At 40.2% G+C, this 22,486-nt stretch carries 16 protein-coding genes; 1 reads left to right on the top strand and 15 read right to left on the bottom strand.

Translation table 11 applies throughout. The annotated features are described in order from the left end of the window. Positions 1-398: 398 nt before the first annotated feature. The 13 genes from pgaD to sdhC form a co-directional block, all read right to left on the bottom strand. Positions 399-884 (bottom strand): poly-beta-1,6-N-acetyl-D-glucosamine biosynthesis protein PgaD, encoded by a 486-nt coding sequence (gene pgaD / locus JR005_RS01375; RefSeq protein WP_218665452.1) that lies wholly within the window; start codon positions 882-884, stop codon positions 399-401. Further along, positions 874-2,142 (bottom strand): poly-beta-1,6-N-acetyl-D-glucosamine synthase, encoded by a 1,269-nt coding sequence (gene pgaC, locus JR005_RS01380; protein ID WP_218665453.1) that lies wholly within the window; start codon positions 2,140-2,142, stop codon positions 874-876. The genes pgaD and pgaC overlap by 11 nt, the downstream gene beginning before the upstream one ends. Then, positions 2,142-3,968, bottom strand: a complete 1,827-nt coding sequence (gene pgaB / locus JR005_RS01385; RefSeq protein WP_218665454.1) for a poly-beta-1,6-N-acetyl-D-glucosamine N-deacetylase PgaB — start codon at positions 3,966-3,968, stop codon at positions 2,142-2,144. The genes pgaC and pgaB overlap by 1 nt, the downstream gene beginning before the upstream one ends. Then, the gene (gene pgaA / locus JR005_RS01390) at positions 3,968-6,451 is read right to left on the bottom strand and encodes a poly-beta-1,6 N-acetyl-D-glucosamine export porin PgaA (RefSeq protein ID WP_218665455.1); all 2,484 of its coding nucleotides are present in this window, start codon (positions 6,449-6,451) and stop codon (positions 3,968-3,970) included. The genes pgaB and pgaA overlap by 1 nt, the downstream gene beginning before the upstream one ends. Positions 6,452-6,633: 182 nt before the next feature. Next, entirely contained in the window at positions 6,634-7,524 is an 891-nt protein-coding gene (gene sucD / locus JR005_RS01395; protein ID WP_004990694.1) for a succinate--CoA ligase subunit alpha, read from the bottom strand. 13 nt (positions 7,525-7,537) lie between these two features. Beyond that, positions 7,538-8,704, bottom strand: a complete 1,167-nt coding sequence (sucC, locus tag JR005_RS01400; protein WP_005003015.1) for an ADP-forming succinate--CoA ligase subunit beta — start codon at positions 8,702-8,704, stop codon at positions 7,538-7,540. A 151-nt stretch (positions 8,705-8,855) separates the two neighbouring features. After that, on the bottom strand, positions 8,856-10,289 hold the full coding sequence (gene lpdA / locus JR005_RS01405; RefSeq protein ID WP_005003013.1) for a dihydrolipoyl dehydrogenase: 1,434 nt from the start codon (positions 10,287-10,289) through the stop codon (positions 8,856-8,858). A gap of 60 nt (positions 10,290-10,349) precedes the next feature. After that, on the bottom strand, positions 10,350-11,558 hold the full coding sequence (gene odhB, locus JR005_RS01410; RefSeq protein ID WP_004996252.1) for a 2-oxoglutarate dehydrogenase complex dihydrolipoyllysine-residue succinyltransferase: 1,209 nt from the start codon (positions 11,556-11,558) through the stop codon (positions 10,350-10,352). Further along, positions 11,558-14,398, bottom strand: coding sequence for a 2-oxoglutarate dehydrogenase E1 component (locus JR005_RS01415; protein ID WP_218665456.1), 2,841 nt, complete (start codon positions 14,396-14,398; stop codon positions 11,558-11,560). Before JR005_RS01415 ends, odhB begins: the two co-directional genes overlap by 1 nt. A 760-nt stretch (positions 14,399-15,158) precedes the next feature. Beyond that, positions 15,159-15,869: a succinate dehydrogenase iron-sulfur subunit gene (locus JR005_RS01420; RefSeq protein ID WP_004990705.1), complete on the bottom strand. Its 711-nt coding sequence runs from the start codon at positions 15,867-15,869 to the stop codon at positions 15,159-15,161. Positions 15,870-15,884: 15 nt separating this feature from the next. Further along, positions 15,885-17,783 carry an FAD-dependent oxidoreductase gene (locus tag JR005_RS01425; RefSeq protein ID WP_004996250.1) on the bottom strand — a complete coding sequence of 633 codons (1,899 nt, stop codon included), beginning with the start codon at positions 17,781-17,783 and terminating at the stop codon, positions 15,885-15,887. Positions 17,784-17,795: 12 nt separating this feature from the next. Then, positions 17,796-18,161 (bottom strand): succinate dehydrogenase, hydrophobic membrane anchor protein, encoded by a 366-nt coding sequence (gene sdhD / locus JR005_RS01430; RefSeq protein ID WP_004996249.1) that lies wholly within the window; start codon positions 18,159-18,161, stop codon positions 17,796-17,798. Beyond that, complete coding sequence (gene sdhC, locus JR005_RS01435; protein ID WP_010588832.1) at positions 18,161-18,562, bottom strand: succinate dehydrogenase, cytochrome b556 subunit; 402 nt, start codon at positions 18,560-18,562, stop codon at positions 18,161-18,163. The genes sdhD and sdhC overlap by 1 nt, the downstream gene beginning before the upstream one ends. 1,045 nt (positions 18,563-19,607) lie before the next feature. On the opposite strand from sdhC, the gene gltA reads away from it, so the two are divergent. Next, positions 19,608-20,882 carry a citrate synthase gene (gltA, locus tag JR005_RS01440; protein WP_004990720.1) on the top strand — a complete coding sequence of 425 codons (1,275 nt, stop codon included), beginning with the start codon at positions 19,608-19,610 and terminating at the stop codon, positions 20,880-20,882. 96 nt (positions 20,883-20,978) lie between these two features. On the opposite strand, the gene JR005_RS01445 is transcribed toward gltA, so the two are convergent. Both JR005_RS01445 and JR005_RS01450 read right to left on the bottom strand, forming a co-directional pair. Next, positions 20,979-21,491: an acyl-CoA thioesterase gene (locus JR005_RS01445; protein WP_004990728.1), complete on the bottom strand. Its 513-nt coding sequence runs from the start codon at positions 21,489-21,491 to the stop codon at positions 20,979-20,981. A 360-nt stretch (positions 21,492-21,851) separates the two neighbouring features. Beyond that, positions 21,852-22,478 (bottom strand): MarC family protein, encoded by a 627-nt coding sequence (locus JR005_RS01450; RefSeq protein WP_151839049.1) that lies wholly within the window; start codon positions 22,476-22,478, stop codon positions 21,852-21,854. Between the last annotated feature and the right edge of the window lie 8 nt (positions 22,479-22,486).

A 22,486-nucleotide genomic window follows, 5' to 3' on the forward strand; every position in this document is an offset into this window, starting at 1 on the left:
AGTCTAAAAATAAATGATCTCTAAGATTTATTGTTCTTTGATTCAATCATTCTAAGTGACATATTCTATTATTTGGTCTAAACACTTTAATCAGATTAGATTTTTGATAGAAATAATTAATCACAATTTATTTATCTTAAATTTTCAATTAATGAAAACATGCTAAGTTTAACTGAATCACATCTATATATTAAAAAGATTCAGCTCTTGATTTAATTATTAGACCTCTTTCATCATTGTTTGAACCCTCTTTATTTTCCTATCATAGGAAGAAATAAAAAAGGTCTTATGAAAGAAGTTTATTCTATTGAATTTCAATCGTTAACTATGAAAAAATAAGTTTCAAAAGGCATTCAAGCGAATAGAATACCTTTTGAAATTAGAAGTATTTAAGTATTTTATAAATCTGTGTCATATTTAATTAGATTTCCGTGTTCATCAAAATGTAGAATCATATTCTTGGAACTTTTCATCGCATGAATATCACGTATATTTAAATTGAAACTTTGCGCAATCTGAGCTTCTGTTGCGGGTTCTGGTGCAGTACGTCTTTGAACATTATAAAAACGTATCCAATTATAAGATGCCCAGATAAATAAAATTAGAATTAAAATCGCAATACAGATTGCGAGGATATACAAGCTATATCGACCATTGTTGTTTAATGATAAAAACAACTGTTTGTAAATATTTTGCCCTTCAAACCACCAAAGAAAAACAGTAAAAATTGGCATAATCAGCCACATCCACAAACTCCACCCTAAAATTTGCAGTGAAAATCCAGCCCATTTATTTTTCACATATTCAGGTCGATCAATATATTGTGGAATATCCAGTGGGTTCTGATCGACATGACTATGCGAATGAATTTGATCATTTTTCATATTCTTTCTCTGCTCCAAAACCACGATCTGGACTCACCCAACGTGCTCGTTTCTGAGTTTTAAAAATCGTTTTAGGTAATGCAACGACAGTCGATAGCATGGCCAGTATCCAGAAAAAAAGTGGATACCAGATCACCCAAAAATAATTGCGAAAATGTCGACGATCATACTGACGATCAATCAACAAACTTACTAAAAACTGGATTAAACAGGTTAATCCTAAAATTACGCCATACCATTGTGGCCAAAGAGACTGAATCGCCCATTCTCCGGGTAAGCTAAAAAATAAACCGTAGAAATACAATACAAAAATACTAAACATCACATATGCCCAAACGACGCTGATTAGTGCCTCAAACGCAATCGGCCACATACGGCGTAGTCGCCATTTGAATATTTTAGGCACATAAGCAAAAATAACTTCAATCCCCCCTTGTGCCCAGCGTAGACGCTGCTTCCATAGTCCCTTAAAAGTTTCAGGCATATAGATATAACAGAGTGCCTGCGGGACATAATGTAAGTCCCAATGATCGAACTGTAAACGCCAAGAAACATCAATATCTTCAGTGATCATGTCGTCGCGCCAATAACCGATGCGATCCAGAGCCATTTTACGAAATCCCACAATGGCACCCGACACCGTGAATAAACGGCCGTAAGTTCGCTGCGCTCGTTTGATCAGCCCAATAATAGAAGAAAACTCACCGACTTGTATTTTAGCTAAAACGCTAGAACGATTAATAATTCGTGGATTGCCTGTCACGGCACCGACCCGTGGATAAGTCGTTAAATGATGCATCATCCAGAGTACAGTATAAGGATGTAGCAAAGCATCTCCATCGATACACACCAGATATTCATACTGACTCACCATCGCGCCTGCTCTTAAAGCATGCGCTTTACCCTGATTTTCTGCCAGATGCACAACACGTAATTGCGGATGCTGTTTTTCCAGTTCATTTAATATTTCACCCGTGCGATCAGAACTACCGTCATTAATCGCAATCACTTCGAAAGTTGGATACTGACTTTGTAGGGCGTATCGAATGGTTTGTCGAACTTGCTTTTCCTCATTAAAACAAGGAATAAGAATACTACAGCCTTCCTGACTTGGGCTCGGATGATCTGGCTGATTAAATTCACGTTTAAAATAAAACCATAGCCCCCCTGCAATCCACGCCCAAGCCATAAATAACGGATATAAAAAGGCAAAACCAAACACAACATCACTGATACGGAGCTGACTCAATTCAAACATTATTTGTGCTCCGCTTTAGAATCAAGAATATAGGGATCTTTATAATTCAATGCAGAATCATTCAAGCTTAAATCAACATATAAATTTTTCTGAATTGCCTGCCCCTGATTCAATTGATAATCTTCAACACCCAGTTTTTGTATCCCTAAGCTCTTAAGCTGTTGATAGGCTTTTTTATAAACCGTCCAATCTTTTGTCTGTTGTGGCGAAATATCAAAGCCAACCATTAAGCGTTGCTTTTCTAGGCTGCTTAATGGTTGACTGGCTTTCACAAAAGCCTTAAATGTATTCGGGGCATGCAATGGATCAAGCTCAACATAAATCAAATCGCTATACATTAGACCTTGTTCAAGTAATGGCTTTAATCCATTAAATTGTGAAATCTCAGGTTTTACTTTAAGCACGGTACGAAAATTGGTGCTGATATTGATCAGACCATTGGCTTTGGCTTTCACTTGCTCTTTGATTTTGAAAATCTGTTGAATATTTTGCTGGCATTGTTGATTCCAAGATTGAGTTTGCAACGCACAATCCAGATGGTTTTGTACATTGAGAATCAGACCGTCCAATGAACTATTGTTCTTGAATAAGTCCTCAGTCAAACTTGCAAGCGGAATCTGTTGTTTTGTTTCTAAATCAAGCGGTAATTCTACAAAAGCCTGTTGCCCAATCCTTGTCCTCGCTTGCCAGATCATTCGGTTAAGTACATCCTGATGATGGGGTAATAACTGCGTTGGAAAAAATGCACCATCTATTTTTCCATCCTGATCCTGATCGACAACGACTTTAAAGATGATCGCGTTGGTCTTTAAACTTGCCAACTGCTCTAGCATTTGACCCAATTTTTTATCATCTAAAGTACCATCAGCATTCACAAAATCAGTTGGATCGATGGCAATGAGACTTCTTCTATTTTTAGAAGGTCGTCGAATATCTTCAAGAAATCTAAGCATTTGTGCATGTAATTCTTCAGGTACTGGATTTCCCATCGCAATTGCACGCTGATACGTCTGTATCGAACTTTCATGAACCGAAACATCTCCTAAACTAAAGGAAAGCGGTAAGCCTGCTTGTTTAGCCAACTGTTCGGTTTCTCTAGTCACTGCGCCATACGGCCAAAAGATTGCTTTGGTCTTAATGCCCAATTTTTGATCTAAAATAGTCTTTGATTTTTTTAAATCATTTAATATTCTCTGGTGATACACTTCATCCGTTTCATAGCTTTGTTGTGCAGGTAAATATTGGCGGGTGATTGCAGCGGGTTCCATATTTTGTTGTGGATTTGCCAAAATCCCTTTATGTAAGTTGTCTGAATGTGAAACAAACTCGACTAAATGTGAGTTTTCCATCTCACGCATCTGTTGCCAATTCATCAAATTGCCTTGACCATAAGCCTCATATGCATCGTGATTATTGCCATTTATCCAGCTTGTCACGATCGCAAAAACAGCGGGGATCTGATACTGTTTAAGTAGAGGATAAACACGGCTATAACTACTCAATGCACCATCATCAAATGTCAACAGCACGGCTTTGTCAGGTAAGGCGACGTTGTGTTCACGTGCCTGCCAGACATCTTCAAGCCGAATTACCGTCCAGTCAGATTGTTTCAGCCATGCCAAAAATTGAGCTAAATTTTTACTACTAATTGCATAACTATCTCGATCGCCATTCACAGCAACATCATCACGTACATCATGAAAGGTCAAGGTGACAAACTGACCTTGTGTATGCAGCTCAGCATCCTCTTTGATCTCTTGTGCATATAGACCCACCGAAGGACTCAGTAATAGCAAAACCATCATTATTTTTAATTTTTTGAACATCAGAATCGTCCTTCAAAACCGAATTGGGCATATGTTTTATGTTCATTTTCTTCATCGTAAGGATGATTTGACCAACCGATGCCATAATTCATCGACCATGTTCTGGATAACTGCCAATCGTGTCGATACAAAACATTAAATAAAGCTTTGGTTGAATAATCCGCTTGTGAAAATGCGCCAGTACCCACTTCAAAATGCTGGCTAAAATGACGTTCGTAATTGCGCCAAGTCATCCAGTCATGAGTTAAAATCACTTCTGCACTATTGCTATAACGTGGATTAAAATAATTCACCTGAACATCTGAATTTTTATCGTATTCATTTCTCAACGTCATTCGGGTAATATGATGCGGTGCTTGATAAATTTGCTGACTAAAATAGCCCACAATTTCATGTCGATGATTGCCATCATCAATATCGGTAAATTGATAAGCCAGACCCGCCTTTCTAGATTCATTGGCTTGCCAGAGCAACTTAGCCTTATAGGCTTTACCATCATCGCCCTGTTTAAGCGCCTGTAGCGGAATATCTGCTTGACTGTCAAAACCCAAAGCATATTGCCAATGATCATTAAGCCAGTGTGACCAATCGAGTTGAATCCCGACATCATTGGAATGTGAACGCTGGCTTAATTGTAGATTTGCCCAGCGTCGATTATTTGCCCACTCCAACCCCACACCATAGCGTTCATCTGTTAAGTCTTCGCCTTTAAATTCTGCTTTACGCTGTACAAGATCAACATAGGCGCGATAATCATCGGCAAACCACGGCGAATTGATCCGTGTTTGATGTTCTCTCTCAGACGAACCCGTTAAATTTTGTAAAACTTCGGGTTGATCAGCACGGCTTCTGGAAAATGTACTTTGATGTTGAATTGAAGCATGATTACGATCTTCGAGTTCCTTTTTACTTTGTTGTACGCCAGTATCGTCTGGCGCAGTCAGAGTTAATAATTGATTTTGTTCACGCCAGTCAGCTACACGGCTGAGCGCCTGACTATTTTGCATTTGATTAACCAAAGTGCTGATGGAAACAGGCTCTATCCCATTAAATTGAGACAAGGTCGCAGATGAGGTCAGTGGTTTTTCACGCCAACGCTGTACCGTTGCTAAATTGTTTTGATAACCGATATTATTGGGTGCCTTTGCGACTAAATCTTGAAAATAGCGCTCTGCTTTGGCTTGTTCATTTCGATAGGCATAATTTAAACCTTTTAGAGCTAAATACTCAGCACGATCTTCGTGGGTAGTTTTATCCACCCCTTTTGCTGCACTATAACGAAATGTCGGCAAAAGATGATCCATCTCCTGTATCAGTTTATTGGCTTCATCAAATTTTTCCTGCTCAATCAGGGCATAATACAAACCCGAATAGACACTATAATCAGGATAATTTTTTTCTTTTAATAAACTTTTATATAGATACTCTGCCTGCGCAGGCTGCCTGACTTTTAAAAATGAATCGGCAGCCGCCTGACGCACATAAGGTGGCATCTGCTCATAGGGTTGATCCAGTTTAATGAGGGTTTGAATAGCTTCGTGGTAGCGATCACGAAAATTAAGCGCATAAATATAATCGTAATAAAATAAACGCCGCAATGTCGGATCATTAGGTAACTCTGATTCATAAGCTTGCATTTGAGCAAGTACCTGATCCAATATAAGATATGACTCAGTGACCTCCCCTTGATAATTCTTCACCTTATAATATTGAATTGCGTTTTTAATTTTCTGGGAAAACTCTTGTGTTTTGACCGTATAACGAATATTAGGAATTTTTTGTTCAAGCTGATGTTGCTGAATATATTGTTCAGCACTACGAAAATCACTATTTAGTATTAGGGCGTATATATACTGTTCTTGAATATTACGACTAGGTTGAGGAGCTGCTATAGCTAAATTTGCCGCCTGTAACGCCTCTACAGGCATATTCAATAAACGATACGCATAAGCTAACTGAGCAAGCTGTTCTGCACTTAAAGACTTCGAATCGATCGATTTTAAACTAGCCTGTGCTTGCGCATTTTTTTTCGATTCAGCTTGGATAATTCCCAATAACAGCTGTATGTCATTAGAAAAATGTCGTTGATTAAATTGTTGTGCATAATATTGTGCAAGATCAAGTTGCTTTAAATCACGTAAAGCTCTGATCAAGACTAACTGCCCATACTCAGGATAAGTTTGTAAATTCAAATTTTTAACTAAGCTGATCTGTTCCAACCCAAAAGCATTATTTTGATAAAGGACAATGATGTCATCTGCCAGAATCCTTTGATCATTAGGATAACGTGCTCTTAAGCTTTCTAACTTTGCAATACCCGTCTCAAGTTTGCCTTGTTTAATTTCGGCAATAATCGCTTCACGTTGTTGATCCTGAGGCGTTATGGCAAAACTGATCGTGGTTATTGAATATAAACTTATGATCCCGATATAACGGAAACTTATTTTTTTCTCATGAGAACAGCTTTTAAACCTACCAAACAAAAATATGTGATATTCGTCACATAATATGTTTTTTTAGGAGTTATTGTGGTTTTTTACCTCGTTATTTATGTTCTTTTATGTTAACCACCCCGATAATCTTATTTTAATTTTAAATTAACTTAATAATAAAAAACCTCCTGATGACTCAAGAGGTTTTTGGGTATTTAAAATTTAGGCTAAGCTTAAGCTAAACCTTTCTCTTTCAACACTTGTAACATAGTCGAACCAAGTTCAGCAGGACTACGAGTATACGCCATGCCTGCTTTTTCAAATGCTGCAAATTTCTCTTCAGCAGTACCTTTACCACCAGAAATAATTGCACCAGCATGACCCATACGCTTACCTTTAGGCGCGGTTACACCTGCGATATAGCCAACAACAGGCTTGGTTACATTTGACTGGATATATTCAGCAGCTTCTTCTTCGGCTGTACCACCAATCTCACCAATCATGATGATTGCATCAGTATCTGGATCGTCTTGGAACAATTTAAGTGCATCAATCTGGTTCATCCCTGGAATTGGATCACCCCCAATACCGATACAAGTCGACTGACCTAAGCCAAGCTTCGTGGTTTGAGCAACGGCTTCATAGGTCAAAGTACCAGAACGCGAGATGATGCCGATACGACCTGGCTGATGAATATGACCAGGCATAATCCCGATTTTACATTCACCCGGTGTAATCACACCTGGACAGTTAGGGCCAACCAAACGAGTACCATTACCATTGGTTTCAAGGTAACGTTTTGCTTTCAACATATCTAGAGTTGGAACACCTTCAGTGATCACTACGATCAGACCAACACCAGAATCAACTGCTTCAACGATGGAATCTAAAACGAAAGGTGCTGGCACATAGATAACAGAAGCATCTGCGCCTGTTTCACGTACTGCATCTTTCATGGTGTTGAAAACAGGGAGATCAAGATGAGTTGTACCACCTTTACCCGGAGTTACACCACCGACCACTTTTGTGCCGTACTCAAGCGCCTGAGCCGAATGGAAAGTACCGTTTTTACCTGTAAAACCTTGTACCAATACTTTAGTGTCTTTATTAATTAATACGCTCATGATTGATACTCCCTTAACCTTTTACCGCAGCAACAATTTTTTCTGCCGCATCAGATAAACCGTTAGCAGAAGTTAATTTCAAACCAGATTCATCAAGGATTTTTGCACCGAGTTCAGCATTGTTCCCTTCTAAACGAACAACCACTGGAACTGTTACATTGACCTCTTGAACGGCTGCAATAATTGCTTCAGCAATCATGTCACAACGTACAATACCACCGAAGATGTTAATTAAAACACCTTGCACAGAAGTATCCGCAAGAATCAATTTAAATGCTTCGATTACGCGTTCTTTGGTTGCACCACCACCTACATCTAGGAAGTTTGCAGGTTGACCACCATATAATTTGATGATGTCCATAGTTGCCATCGCAAGACCAGCACCATTGACCATACAACCAATGTTACCTTCAAGCGCAACATAGTTTAGTTCAAACTCAGAAGCTTTGAGTTCACGCTCATTTTCTTGTGACTTATCACGAGATGCCGCGATTTCAGGCAGACGGTATAATGCGTTTGAATCAATACCAATTTTGGCATCAACCGCCAAAATATCACCATTTTCACGCACAGAAAGTGGATTGATTTCAAATAATGCAAAATCATTTTCAACAAATGCTTGATAAGCACCTGTCATTAATTTTACAAATTGATTAACTTGTTTATCTTTTAGACCTAAGGCAAACGCAACTTCACGCGCTTGAAATGGTTGTAATCCAACAAGAGGATCAACCGTTGTTTTAATGATTTTTTCTGGCGTTTCTTCAGCAACTTTCTCGATTTCTACACCGCCTTCAGTTGAAGACATGAACGTTACACGTCGAGTAGAACGGTCTACAACCGCACCCAAGTATAACTCTCGTTCAACAGGGTAGACATCTTCACAAACCAATACGCTATTTACTGGTTGGCCATTTGCATCTGTCTGATAAGTGACTAGATTTTTGCCAATCAATTCATTTGCGACTTCAGCCGCTTCTTCTTTTGACTTAACGACTTTTACGCCGCCTGCTTTACCACGACCACCAGCATGCACTTGCGCTTTAATCACGGCAAATTTACCGCCAAGCTGTTCAAATGCAGCGACTGCTTCCGCAGCGTTTGTTGCAAGAATCCCTTCCTGGACTGGTACTCCGTATTTTTTCAATAACGCTTTTGCTTGATACTCATGTAAGTTCATTTATTTACCTATTTTACTTCTGCCCTTATTAATAACAACCAATAATTAAACATCCTTCACAGTAATATTGATTGTTATGTTCTTTTTCTTATTCACAGCGATCATGACTGTGAATAATGCGAAAAGAGCGGACTAACCGCTCTTTTAAAAATTACTTACGTTTACGTTGAATCGCGTGAATGGCACGCCCATCGACTGCAAGTGCAGCTTCATGCACCACTTCAGAATATGTTGGATGACCAAAAGTCATTAACTGAAGATCTTCAACAGAAGATACAAACTCAAGTGCAATCATCCCTTGGTGAACAATATCAGAAGCACTTGGGCCAATAACATGCATACCCAGTAAACGATCTGTTTTTGCATCAGCAACAAACTTGACAAAACCAGAAGCTTCGCCAGCTGCTAAAGCACGACCATTGACTGCAAATGGGAACTGACCTGTTTTAACTTCATGGCCTTTTTCTTTAGCGGCTTCTTCAGTTAAACCAACCCATGCGGCTTCTGGATGCGTGTAGATTACGCTAATAATCGTGTCATAGTTCACTTGTGCTGCATGACCATGAATACGCTCCACAGCCATGACGCCTTCTTCCATTGCTTTATGCGCAAGCATTGGACCGCGAACCAAGTCACCAATCGCATAAACACCTTCAACAGATGTTAAGCATTGATCATTCACTTCAACAAAACCACGATCAGTCAGTTTAATGCCAGAATCTTCTGCCAATAAACCTTCAGCATACGGCTTACGACCCACACAAACGATTAATTTATCAAACGCTTGTTGTTTGTCTTCGCCACCTTGTGAGTATTTAACAGTCACTTCACGACCATTCACTTCAGTACCAGACACTTTGGCACCAATGCGAATGTCCAGACCTTGTTTAGTCAGAATTTTTTGGAATTCTTTAGACAGCGCTTTGTCGGCCATTGGCAAGAAACTATCCAGTGCTTCAAACACGACAACTTCTGAACCTAAACGACGCCATACTGAACCTAGCTCAAGACCAATAACACCTGCACCAATCACACCCAGACGTTTAGGAACTTCTGCAAATTCAAGCGCGCCCGTTGAGTCAACAATCAAGTCTTCATCAACAGGTGCCACTGGAATATTCACAGGCACAGAACCAGATGCAAGAATGACATATTTTGGTTCTAAAATTTGAGCTTCACCTTCAAATGGTGTGAACTCAACTTTTTTACCTGCAAGTAACTTACCAGAACCTTGTAACCACTCGATGCCATTACCTTTCAGTAATTGAGCAACACCACCAGTCAAGTTATCAACAACTTTGTCTTTACGAGTTAGCATTTTCGCGATGTCGATATTCACTTCACCTGTGGTGATCCCGTGATCACCCAAATGATGCAATGTATCTTCATAATGATGAGAAGAATCAAGTAATGCTTTAGACGGAATACAACCTACGTTTAAGCAAGTACCGCCCAAAGAAGGCTTACCTTTATGAATACGTTTTTCAATACAAGCAACTTTAAAACCAAGTTGCGCAGCACGAATTGCTGCTTCATAGCCACCCGGGCCACCACCAATTACAACAAGATCAAACTGTTGAGACATTGTTATCTCCAAGTCCCAGATAGAGGATCACTCTATCTGAGTTTTATGATTCGCAAGAAATTAAAGGTCAAGAATAAGTTTTGCTGGTTCTTCCAACAATTCTTTGATCGTTACCAAGAAACCAACTGCTTCTTTACCATCGATTAAACGGTGGTCATAAGACAAAGCAAGATACATCATTGGCAGGATTTGAACTTGACCATTCACTGCCATTGGACGTTCTTGGATCTTGTGCATACCCAAAATTGCAGTTTGTGGCGGGTTGATAATTGGCGTAGACAGTAATGAACCGAAAGTACCACCATTGGTAATCGTGAACGTACCACCTGTCATATCTTCAATCGATAGTTTGCCATCACGTGCTTTTGCAGCAAAAGCACCAATGCCATTTTCAACTTCTGCATAGTTCATACGGTCAGTATCACGTAACACTGGCACCACAAGACCACGATCAGAAGAAACGGCAACACCGATATCGTAGTAACCGTGATAAATAATATCATCGCCATCAATTGATGCATTGACTGCTGGATAACGTTTAAGCGCTTCAGTTGCTGCTTTTACGAAGAATGACATAAAGCCAAGACGTGCACCATGACGTTTTTCAAATGCGTCTTTATATTGCTTACGCATGTCCATCACTGGTTTCATGTTGACTTCGTTAAACGTTGTTAACATCGCAGTTTCTTGAGTTGCAGACAATAAACGCTCAGCCACACGCTTACGAAGACGCGTCATTGGAACACGTTTCTCAATACGCTCACCAACCGCAACGCTTAATGGTTGTGCAGCAGGTTTAGTTTGATGATTCGCTACATCTTCTTTAGTGATACGACCGCCACGACCTGTACCTTGTACATCCGCAGGATTTACACCTGATTCAGTCAACGCCTTACGAACTGCTGGAGCTTGATCTGCAACAGGTTGTGAACGCTCAACCACTGGCGCCGCACCTGCTTCAGTTTTAGCCGCAGCTTGTTCTACTTTCTCTTCGCTTTGAACTGCTTGAGTCGAAGATGCACCTGAAACTGCACCTTCTTCAAACTGAGCAATCACTTCATCAGAAAGAACTGTGTCGCCTTCATTTTTAACAATCGAAGTAATTTGACCATCGGCAGGAGCAACAACTTCTAAGACAACTTTGTCAGTTTCAATATCACAGATCACTTCGTCACGTGATACCGCTTCCCCTACTTTTTTATGCCATGTCGCAATTGTCCCGTCCGCAACTGACTCTGGGAATACCGGTGCTTTGATTTCGGTTGCCATTATTTAGTCTCTCCTGATTGGTCAGCCTGAATTGCAAGTGCATCATTGATGAGCTGAGCCTGTTGTTTTGCATGCAAGTAAGCTGAACCACAAGCCGGTGCAGCAGAAGCTTCACGACCTGCGTAGCTAATACGGATTTGTTTACCAGATTTTAATACATCATCATATAAACGAGGTGCGATGAATAACCATGCGCCTTGGTTCTTCGGCTCTTCTTGACACCAAACCAACTCTTTCACGTTTGGATATGCTGCCAGAATTTCCGCCAAACGTTGTTCTGGATATGGATACAATTGTTCAATACGTACAATTGCAACATTGTTCAATTCTGCTTCACGACGTTTTTCAAGCAAGTCGTAATAAACTTTACCACCACATAACACGATGCGGGTAACGTCAGATTTATTCACTTGATCGACTTCATCAATTACGGTCTGGAATGTACCAGTAGCGAGCTCATCTAAAGTTGAAGTTGCCAATTTATGACGAAGTAATGATTTTGGTGACATGACGATCATTGGCTTACGAATTGGACGAACAGCCTGACGACGTAATGCATGGAAAATTTGTGCTGGTGTTGTAGGGGTTAATACCTGCATATTTTCTTCAGCGCACAACTGCAAGAAACGCTCYARACGTGCAGAAGAATGTTCAGGACCYTGACCTTCAWAWCCRTGYGGAAGTAGCATGGTTAAACCACACACACGTTCCCATTTGGTTTCACCAGATGCGATAAACTGGTCAATCACGACCTGCGCACAGTTMGCAAAGTCACCAAATTGCGCTTCCCAAATGATCAAACCATGTGGAATGGTGGTTGCATAACCATATTCAAATGCAAGAACCGCTTCTTCTGAAAGAAGTGAATCATAAATGGCAAAACGTGGCTGATTTTCTTTGACATGACATAATGGAATATATGTCGAACCATCTGCCTGATTATGTAATTTGGCATGACGATGCGAGAACGTACCACGGCCAACGTCTTCACCTGTAATACGAACCAAATAACCTTCATCTACCAGCGTTGCATAAGCTAAAGTTTCAGCTGCACCCCAGTTCAGTGGCATTTCACCTGTTTGCATTTTCAAACGGTCATCAATCACTTTAGACACTTGACGCTGCATCACAAAGCCTTCAGGCAATTTACGCATGCCTTCGCCTAATTCTTTCAAACGATTGATATCGAATGTGGTATCCCAAACATCGGTATAGTCATGACCTAAGTAAGGTTTCCAGTCCACAAACATTTTAGTGTTCGGCTCGAGTACCAATGCATTGGCAACATGATTACCTGCTTCAAGATCTGAACGATAATCTTCAACCATTTTGTCTGCTTCAGCACGATCAAGAATTTTTTCCTGAACTAACTGATCCGCATACAAAGTACGTGTTGTTGCTTTCTTATTAATGACTTGATACATCAATGGCTGAGTTGCAGATGGCTCATCTGCTTCGTTGTGACCACGACGACGATAACAGAATAGATCAATCACAACATCTTTACGGAAAGTATGACGGAAGTCATGTGCCAACTGTGCAATAAATGCAACTGCTTCAGGATCATCACCATTGACATGGAAAATTGGAGATTGAACCATTTTCGCCACATCAGTACAGTATTCAGTAGAACGTGCATCACGTGGATCAGAAGTGGTGAAACCGACTTGGTTATTGATGATGATATGAACTGTACCACCCACTGTATAACCACGGGTTTGTGACATCTGGAAAGTTTCCTGATTCACACCCTGACCTGCAAACGCAGCATCACCATGAACAATGATCGGAAGTACATCATCACCACCGATGTCACGGCGACGAACTTGACGTGCGCGAACTGAACCTTCAACCACAGGTCCAACAATTTCCAAATGAGACGGGTTAAATGCCAAAGCCAAATGCACTTCACCACCCGGTGTCATGACATTTGATGAAAAACCTTGGTGATACTTCACGTCACCTGAGCCTTTTTTATGCAGCGCTTTACCTTCAAACTCACCAAAAAGTTCAGCTGGGTTTTTACCCAAGATATTCACTAGTAGATTGAGACGGCCACGGTGTGGCATACCAATCACAACTTCTTTACAACTGACTGAACCTGCACGCTGGATGATTTCGTTCATCATAGGAATGAAAGATTCACCACCTTCCAAACCAAAACGTTTTGCACCCACGTATTTATTGCCGAGATATTTTTCCAGACCTTCCGCAGCAGTTAAGCGTTCTAAAAAGCCTTTTTTCTGGTCTTTGTTAAAATTAAACTGACCACGCGCCCCTTCAAGGCGTTGTTGAATCCAGCGCTTTTCTTTGGTATCCACAATGTGCATATATTCTGCACCAATAGAACCACAGTAAGCAGCTTCCATGGCATTAACCATTTCGCCCAACGTGGCTTCTGTCTTACCAATCGCCAAGTTACCCGTATTAAACACGGTATCAAGATCAGATTTGGTTAAACCATGGGCAGCCAAGTCAAGGTCTGGCACGTCTTCGCGTTTTGCAAGACCAAGTGGATCTAGTTTAGCTTTTTGGTGACCACGGTTACGATACGCAGCAATCAGTTGTAACACACCAATTTGACGACGTTCATGTTCAGTACTTACTGTACTTTGAACCACTGGTTGAACGCGACTGGAATTACGACCAAGTAAAAGGAACTGCTCACGCACTGAACCATGAGGTTGGTCACCTTTAGGGAATTTATCGAAATACTGGCGCCAATCCTCATCGACGGAGGTTGGGGAGGATAGGTACTGCTCGTAAAGCTCTTCAATATACGCTGCACTATCAGCGGAAAGTTCAGTGTCAAGACGCAATGCGTCAGCAACTTCTTGCATTTGTGGACCCATTTCCTATTGCAAAAACATTACGGGTTGCCTTTTAAGCACACCCATGATTGATAACACCAAAATTGTAAAATGGCATTAAACACCCAATTGGCACTTTGTCCAGTCGGTACGTTATTACTACATTAGATTTAACCCAATGTAATCAATGAATCATAACGCCCTTTTTGGCATCATCACTCAAGTTTATACTCGACAAAGCCGAGCAATTTTTGCAAATCATCTTGGAAAAAATAAATCATGATTTAGCTTTTCTAAAATGACTTTTTTACATAAAAATTAAGCACAATACTCAGATCGTGCCTGCAAGAGCACTGCTATTATTATGCTCTTTTTTCATATAAAGATTTGTGTCAAATCGTATCATGTTCTCAACATTCAATTGATTTTTTTGACACATACCATCTATAAATCAGCGAAATACACAGGCCAATTTCTCAACTAATATATGGTGCCTTCTATTCAAAAATACAACCCTTTAGACTAAAGTCGATTCATTTTTTATAAGATAAATCTTAGCTGTTAATATTTTAACCAATCTCAATCGATAAACTAAAAACAGCCTACTTTGCCTCAGCATTTATGGCCTTAATCTCCCCTGTTTACATAGGCACGGTACGGACTATTTTCAAGAAAAAACGAGCAGCAGCAAATGTCGATTAAGATTCAAAACCTACAACAGCAATCAAAACTTTCTAAATAAAAAAAAGCGCACATGATGCATGTACGCTTTTTTACCACATCAAACGAATTAACCCGCTTGATCAAGCAACATATTACGGATGTGACCAATCGCCTTGGTTGGGTTCAACCCTTTAGGACAAACAGATACACAGTTCATAATCCCTTTACAACGGAACAAACTGAACGGATCGTCAAGACGAGCCAAACGATCTTGAGTTGCTGTGTCACGCGAGTCGATAATGAAACGGTAAGCATTTAGCAATGCAGATGGCCCCAAGAATTTATCTGGGTTCCACCAGAACGATGGACATGATGTTGAACAGCATGCACAAAGAATACATTCATACAAACCATCCAAATGTTCACGCTCTTCAGGAGACTGTAAACGCTCTTTGGGTGGCGCAGGCTGATTATTAATCAAGAACGGCTGAATTTTGTCATATTGATCATAGAATTGGTTCATATCAACCACCAAATCTTTAATCACTGGCAAACCCGGTAATGGACGAATCACGATTTTTTCTGGTAAATCGTTCAAGTTCCACAAACAAGCCAAACCATTTTTACCGTTGATATTGACACCATCAGAACCACAAATCCCTTCACGACAAGAACGACGGAAAGTCAATGTTTCATCCTGCACTTTGAGTGCAAGCAAAGCATCAAGCAACATACGATGCTTATCAGTCAGCTCAAGCTTATAAGTTTGCATGTACGGCGCTTTATCCTTATCAGGATCATAGCGGTAGATTTCGAATGTACGAGTACCTCTACTCATCTTTTATTCTCCTGATTAGAATGTACGTGGTGCAGGTGGAATCGCGTCAACAGTCAGCGGGCTATAGCGCACTGGTTTATACTCAAGACGGTTATCTGCCGAATACCAAAGTGTATGCTTCATCCACTCATCATCACGACGACCATATGGGTAGTTTGGATGATCAGGTGGTAACTCATAGTCTACAACCGTATGCGCACCACGACACTCTTTACGTGCAGCAGCCGAAATCAAGGTTGCTTTCGCAACTTCATACAAGTTTTCAACTTCCAAAGCTTCAACACGAGCAGTGTTAAATACTTTAGATTTGTCTTTCAAGTGAATATTACGAACACGTGGAGCAATCGCAAGAATTTGTTTTACACCTTCATCCAGTAACTCTTGAGTACGGAATACTGCTGCATGGTTTTGAACAATTTCACGAATCTCATCGGCAACTTCTTGTGCGTTTTCACCAGAAGTTGAGTCATCTAAATGACGGATACGTTTCAGCGTATTTTCCAGCACATTGGTAGGAAGTGGTGAGTAATCATCACCGTGATGTTTAGTCACATAATCAATGATATGTTCACCCGCAGCTTTACCAAATACCACAAGGTCAAGCAATGAGTTGGTACCTAAACGGTTTGCACCATGTACCGATACACAAGAACATTCACCAATAGCATAAAAGCCTTTTACAGGTTTTACGAAATCTGGACAGTTCGTCTCAAAAGTATATTCTTTAGTGTCGTTATTATAGTTGGTTTCCAAATGCAGATTTTCTGTTGCAACAGGAACCACAACCTGACCATGAATATTGGTCGGAATACCGCCCATTTGATAATGGATCGTTGGTACAACTGGAATCGGCTCTTTGGTGATATCCACGTTTGCGAATTTTTTACCAATCTCAAATACAGATGGTAAACGCTTCATGATGGTATCCACACCCAAATGCGTCATATCGAGTAAGATATAATCCGCTTTAGGGCCACAACCACGACCTTCTTTGATCTCTTGGTCCATAGAGCGTGAAACGAAGTCACGTGGAGCCAAATCTTTCAAGGTCGGCGCATAGCGTTCCATGAACGGTTCGCCGTCTTTATTACGAAGGATAGCACCTTCACCACGACAACCTTCAGTTAATAGTACGCCCGCACCTGCTACACCAGTAGGGTGGAATTGCCAGAATTCCATATCTTGTAATGGAATACCCGCACGTGCCGCCATACCCAAGCCATCACCTGTGTTGATGTAAGCATTGGTTGAAGCACGATAAACACGACCTGCACCGCCAGTCGCAAACAATGTCGCTTTGGCTTGGAATACTGCAACATTACCAGTTTCCTGATCATAAGCAGTCACACCCAGTACATCGCCTTCTTCATTACGAATCAGATCAAGAGCGATCCATTCTACGAAGAATTGAGTTCCCATTTTGACATTGCTTTGATAAAGCGTATGTAATAGTGCATGACCCGTACGGTCAGCAGCAGCACAAGCACGTGGAACTGGCTTGTCACCATAGTTTGCAGAGTGACCACCAAACGGACGCTGGTAAATTGTACCATCGGCGTTACGGTCAAATGGCATACCCAAGTGTTCCAATTCATAGACCACTTTTGGTGCTTCACGCGTCATAAATTCAATCGCGTCTTGGTCACCCAACCAGTCAGAACCTTTTACTGTGTCGTAAAAATGGAAATGCCAGTTATCTTCCTGCATATTACCTAACGATGCACCAATACCACCCTGAGCAGCAACGGTGTGAGAACGTGTTGGGAATACTTTAGTCAGTACGGCAACTTTTAAACCAGCTTGAGCAAGCTGATAAGCAGCACGCATACCTGAACCACCACCACCAACGATAACAGCATCGAAAGTGAGGTTTTGGATATTTGAATAATCTTCTTTAGGGGTAATCGCGCCCATGATGTCTTCCTATCAATTCGCCCAGAAAATCTGGATTCCCCAGATCACAAATACAAACACTGCAATAATCACAGCCGATGTAAGTACCAGACGTAAACCTGAAGCTGAAGGACCCATTTGACGAGTAGTTACATAGTCAGTAAATACTTGCCACATTCCAATCCACGCGTGTGCAGCCAATGATAAAATTGAAAGTAAAGACAAAATTTTCATTGGTAGGGTCATCATAAAGCCAGACCATTGTTCATAGTTAAAACCACCATGAAGCAAAATCCAGCCCAAAATCACCACGGTATAAACCGCTAACACGACTGCGCTAACACGCTGGATAAACCAATCGCGAGAACCTGAACCTGTTAAACCTGTAGCACTTTTCATTAGAACATAATCCATACGAATGCTGCGAGAATACCAATCACAGACAAGATCAATGAAATTGTAGCTGCAGTACGACCGCTTTGTAGTTCTTCAGCAAAACCAAGGTCAGCAAGTAAGTGTTTGATCCCATTAATAAAGTGGAAAATCAAACCCGCTACAAATACCCATACGATGAAACGTACGAAAAAGTTTCCGAAAACGACATTTTTAACGTATTCAAATCCTTCTGGTGAAGATAAAGATTTATCTAGGATCCATAAAAGAACGGGAATTAATAAGAATACGATCACACCAGAGAGACGGTGTAAGATTGATGCAATAGCCACGGGTGAGCGTAAGTTTACCGCTAACACCTGACCCATGGACAAATTGACAGGTCTGTTGCTTTTCACAGCGGGCATCCTGTAGGTAAAAACTCCAGCCGGAGTTTGTTGGAATTAATTCGAAGGAAAGCTGGCATTGTCAGGCAAGCAAATGCCTAAACTTAATAAACGACACCGAATTATAAATCGTCATATATCAAAATACAAACGATCACATTTGGCTTTTTTCTAAAAAAATCATTAAATAAGAATCATTCACAGATATGACGTGAGATTTAGCAACATCAACTTATCACCTCTTTCAGCTATGTCCTTATTTTTTATAAATTAACCATAATATTTTAATTTCGGAGCTACTTTTCAGTGGTCTATAAGCGAGTTAGACTAAAGATGAAAATTATTTTTTAATCAAAATCTCACTATATGATTTTTTTATTCATTTTCCAATATTCAACACACTTTTTTCTTAACCTCGCCATATTTTCTTTAAAAATACAAAACTTCTTTTTCATACTTTTGACCCCACAATCGTATGAGAAAGAGCGACTTATTCTGTGTATAACTTAGAAAACAAACTGTGATTGAATACCATCGAATCAGTAAAATATCTCAGAAAAACTGCTTGTTGTCTCGTATTAGGACGCATTTCCAAGCAAAAGCGGTCACTCAACAAGCTATTTTTTAATCAATTAAACTTCTATTTTTTAATATCTACTTTTTTTTAGTAGTGGAATTTACACTGATAAAAGCCCACTCAATGCAAAGCTAAGTTATCGGATTTCATTCATTTTAAGTAAAAATTGGCATTTTGTTTCAGATTAAAAAACTGCCTAGCACATAATAAATTTGCTTACAATTTACTCCTGAGGACTGATTTTTTTCTGCACCTCGTCATAAATTTGACTTATTATAGCCCGTCGAGACTGTGATTTTATTCAGTTTTTTCTGAGTAATGCACATGGAATATCTCCCTATGGATCAAGTGTTTTTCATCCATAAGTATGATTGACAAAATCACAGTAGCCTCTAATCTTATAGCAATTTTTGACCCCGTCTGATTCGCGAATGAAAAGATTAGTACTTCGAGTCAGATTAACATTCACCAGGACAGGAGATCTATTGAATGTCTGAAGCAACTGGCAAAAAAGCCGTATTACAGCTTGATGGCAAAGAAATTGAATTACCAATTTACAGCGGCACATTGGGCCCAGATGTAATCGACGTTAAAGATGTATTGGCCTCAGGTCACTTTACTTTTGATCCTGGTTTTATGGCGACTGCCTCTTGTGAATCAAAGATCACATTCATTGATGGTAACAAAGGTATTTTGTTACACCGCGGTTACCCAATTGATCAACTTGCAACGCAAACAGATTATTTGGAAACTTGCTACCTTCTTCTCAATGGTGAGCTTCCAAACCAAGAGCAAAAAGAAGATTTTGACAAAAAAGTTCGTGCCCATACGATGGTTCACGATCAAGTTAGTCGCTTCTATAATGGTTTCCGCCGTGATGCACACCCAATGGCAATCATGGTTGGGGTGGTAGGTGCTTTATCTGCGTTCTATCATAACCAGCTTGATATCGAAGATGTTAATCATCGCGAAATTACAGCGGTTCGCTTAATTGCTAAAATTCCTACTCTTGCAGCATGGAGCTACAAGTACACTGTAGGTCAACCATTTATGTATCCACGTAACGATTTAAGTTACGCTGAAAACTTCCTATACATGATGTTTGCTACTCCTGCTGATAAAGATTACAAAGTTAATCCTGTGCTTGCTAAAGCTATGGATCGTATCTTTACTTTACATGCTGACCACGAACAAAATGCGTCTACATCTACTGTACGTTTAGCGGGTTCAACGGGTGCAAATCCATACGCATGTATCTCTGCTGGTATCTCTGCACTTTGGGGTCCTGCGCATGGTGGTGCGAACGAAGCAGTACTGAAAATGCTTGATGAAATTGGTAGCGTAGAAAACGTTGCTGAATTCATGGAAAAAGTAAAACGTAAAGAAGTGAAACTCATGGGCTTCGGTCATCGTGTTTATAAAAACTTCGATCCACGTGCTAAAGTCATGAAACAAACTTGTGACGAAGTGCTTGCTGCATTGGGTATTAACGATCCACAACTTGCTCTTGCCATGGAACTTGAACGCATTGCGCTTTCTGATCCGTACTTCATCGAGCGTAACTTGTATCCAAACGTAGACTTCTATTCAGGTATCATTCTTAAAGCGATTGGTATCCCAACGACCATGTTTACGGTTATTTTTGCTCTTGCTCGTACTGTAGGCTGGATCAGCCATTGGTTAGAAATGCACAGCGCAGCTTACAAAATCGGTCGCCCTCGTCAGCTTTATACTGGCGAAACTCAGCGCGACATCAAACGTTAATTTTCAAGCGAAAATTCAACGTCAAAAAAAGACCGCTTTTGCGGTCTTTTTTATTGTTCAAAACTTAGTTATTAAATTTTAACAGATTAGAAACAATCAGGTATTACGATACATACTGCAAGAAGGCTGGGTGTTTTGCTGCAAACGGTGAATCTTTCTTTGCTCTGCTGCTTCAAAACGACAGCGCTTCAAATCATTATCCAGTTTTAAGCAAGGGACTTGTTGAGGTTTACCGTTTTCGTCAACGGCTACCATAGTAAAGTAGCAACTGTTGGTATGACGAATCGTTCTTTTTCGAATGTCTTGTGCTTCAACACGAATCCCTATTTCCATTGAGGTTCGACCCACATGATTCACACAAGCCATAAAAGTGACCAGCTCGCCCACATAAATTGGCTCTTTAAACGTAACTTTATCTACTGATAGAGTCACCACGTAGCTGCCTGAATAACGACTTGCACAAGCATAAGCGACTTGATCAAGCAGTTTTAAAATTGTTCCACCATGAACATTTCCTGAAAAATTTGCCATATCAGGAGTCATTAGCACTGACATTGCCAACTCGGCTTGCTCATCCGAAGCCTGAGTAATTTGATCTAATGGAGACATTTAACGGACTCTATGAAACAATAACATAAGCGTCTTATTATGATCCCTTTTTGCTAAGAAAAAAATGTCTAGAGCGGCAAATCAACGGATTATTTAATATAACTGAAAATGAGTATTACTTATAACCAACTTCCTTTCATACGGTTCTTTTATTTCTCCCTACAGTCCAAAAATAAAGAAGGTTTAAATCATTATGAAACAAGTCTAATCATTAAAGTAACTTTAAAATCTTATAATCGATTGATCCGTGATCAAAACTTTTTAATTCTAAACAAAGCCTAAATAGTGCTATCAATACCAACGCTGTTTTAAAATAAAACTCAGGTCAGTATGAAAATATAACAACCTGAGTTTTACATTTTAACCCGTAACAGGAATATCTCGGATCACTCCAACAATGCCTGTAATAATCATATCAATTGCAATGGTTCCAATGAGTAAGGCAGACAACCGCCCGACAATATCTACATAACGATCGATATATTTAGCATGTTTATAGCGTAAATGATCGTGCGCAAATTTCATCAGAATTAATAGACTACAGGTAATGGCAAGAGTGAATGCGATAATCACTGCTGCTCCACCAATCGGTAAACCGATACCAGTCACAACAGCCGCACTAATGGTTCCTGGTCCGATCATAAATGGCATGGCAATGGTGCCTGCCAAATGTTCAGGCGCGCCGCGCATCTCGCCGATGGTATCCGCACCCTGAAACACATAGCGATAGCCAATCACCAAAAAGATGAGTCCGCCAAAAATCTGGAAAGCCTCAAAACGTACATTGAGATATTTACTAAAGATGGTTTCGCCTCCCCATGCAAATAGCATAAATACCACGAAAGCGATCACGCATCCTTGAATCAGTGCCCTGTTAAATACTTTGGCTTCCGAATTTCGGATCATGCCAATCATGTAAATGCTCATCAAAAAAGGATTGAGCAAAGAAAAAAACAAGGCAAAGGAATGAATATACGGCGTTAACATTCAACTGC

The sequence above is a fragment of the Acinetobacter sp. Colony158 genome, assembly GCF_019264745.1.
In the GTDB taxonomy this organism is placed as follows: domain Bacteria; phylum Pseudomonadota; class Gammaproteobacteria; order Pseudomonadales; family Moraxellaceae; genus Acinetobacter; species Acinetobacter ursingii.

What these genes read in the sequence shown, in the direction of transcription:
- pgaD (WP_218665452.1), bottom strand. Translation starts at nt 884, where the DNA reads ATGAAAAATGATCAAATTCATTCGCATAGTCATGTCGATCAGAACCCA.
- pgaC (WP_218665453.1), bottom strand. Translation starts at nt 2,142, where the DNA reads ATGTTTGAATTGAGTCAGCTCCGTATCAGTGATGTTGTGTTTGGTTTT.
- pgaB (WP_218665454.1), bottom strand. Translation starts at nt 3,968, where the DNA reads ATGTTCAAAAAATTAAAAATAATGATGGTTTTGCTATTACTGAGTCCT.
- sucD (WP_004990694.1), bottom strand. Translation starts at nt 7,524, where the DNA reads ATGAGCGTATTAATTAATAAAGACACTAAAGTATTGGTACAAGGTTTT.
- sucC (WP_005003015.1), bottom strand. Translation starts at nt 8,704, where the DNA reads ATGAACTTACATGAGTATCAAGCAAAAGCGTTATTGAAAAAATACGGA.
- lpdA (WP_005003013.1), bottom strand. Translation starts at nt 10,289, where the DNA reads ATGTCTCAACAGTTTGATCTTGTTGTAATTGGTGGTGGCCCGGGTGGC.
- odhB (WP_004996252.1), bottom strand. Translation starts at nt 11,558, where the DNA reads ATGGCAACCGAAATCAAAGCACCGGTATTCCCAGAGTCAGTTGCGGAC.
- JR005_RS01420 (WP_004990705.1), bottom strand. Translation starts at nt 15,869, where the DNA reads ATGAGTAGAGGTACTCGTACATTCGAAATCTACCGCTATGATCCTGAT.
- JR005_RS01425 (WP_004996250.1), bottom strand. Translation starts at nt 17,783, where the DNA reads ATGGGCGCGATTACCCCTAAAGAAGATTATTCAAATATCCAAAACCTC.
- sdhD (WP_004996249.1), bottom strand. Translation starts at nt 18,161, where the DNA reads ATGAAAAGTGCTACAGGTTTAACAGGTTCAGGTTCTCGCGATTGGTTT.
- sdhC (WP_010588832.1), bottom strand. Translation starts at nt 18,562, where the DNA reads ATGCCCGCTGTGAAAAGCAACAGACCTGTCAATTTGTCCATGGGTCAG.
- gltA (WP_004990720.1), top strand. Translation starts at nt 19,608, where the DNA reads ATGTCTGAAGCAACTGGCAAAAAAGCCGTATTACAGCTTGATGGCAAA.
- JR005_RS01445 (WP_004990728.1), bottom strand. Translation starts at nt 21,491, where the DNA reads ATGTCTCCATTAGATCAAATTACTCAGGCTTCGGATGAGCAAGCCGAG.
- JR005_RS01450 (WP_151839049.1), bottom strand. Translation starts at nt 22,478, where the DNA reads ATGTTAACGCCGTATATTCATTCCTTTGCCTTGTTTTTTTCTTTGCTC.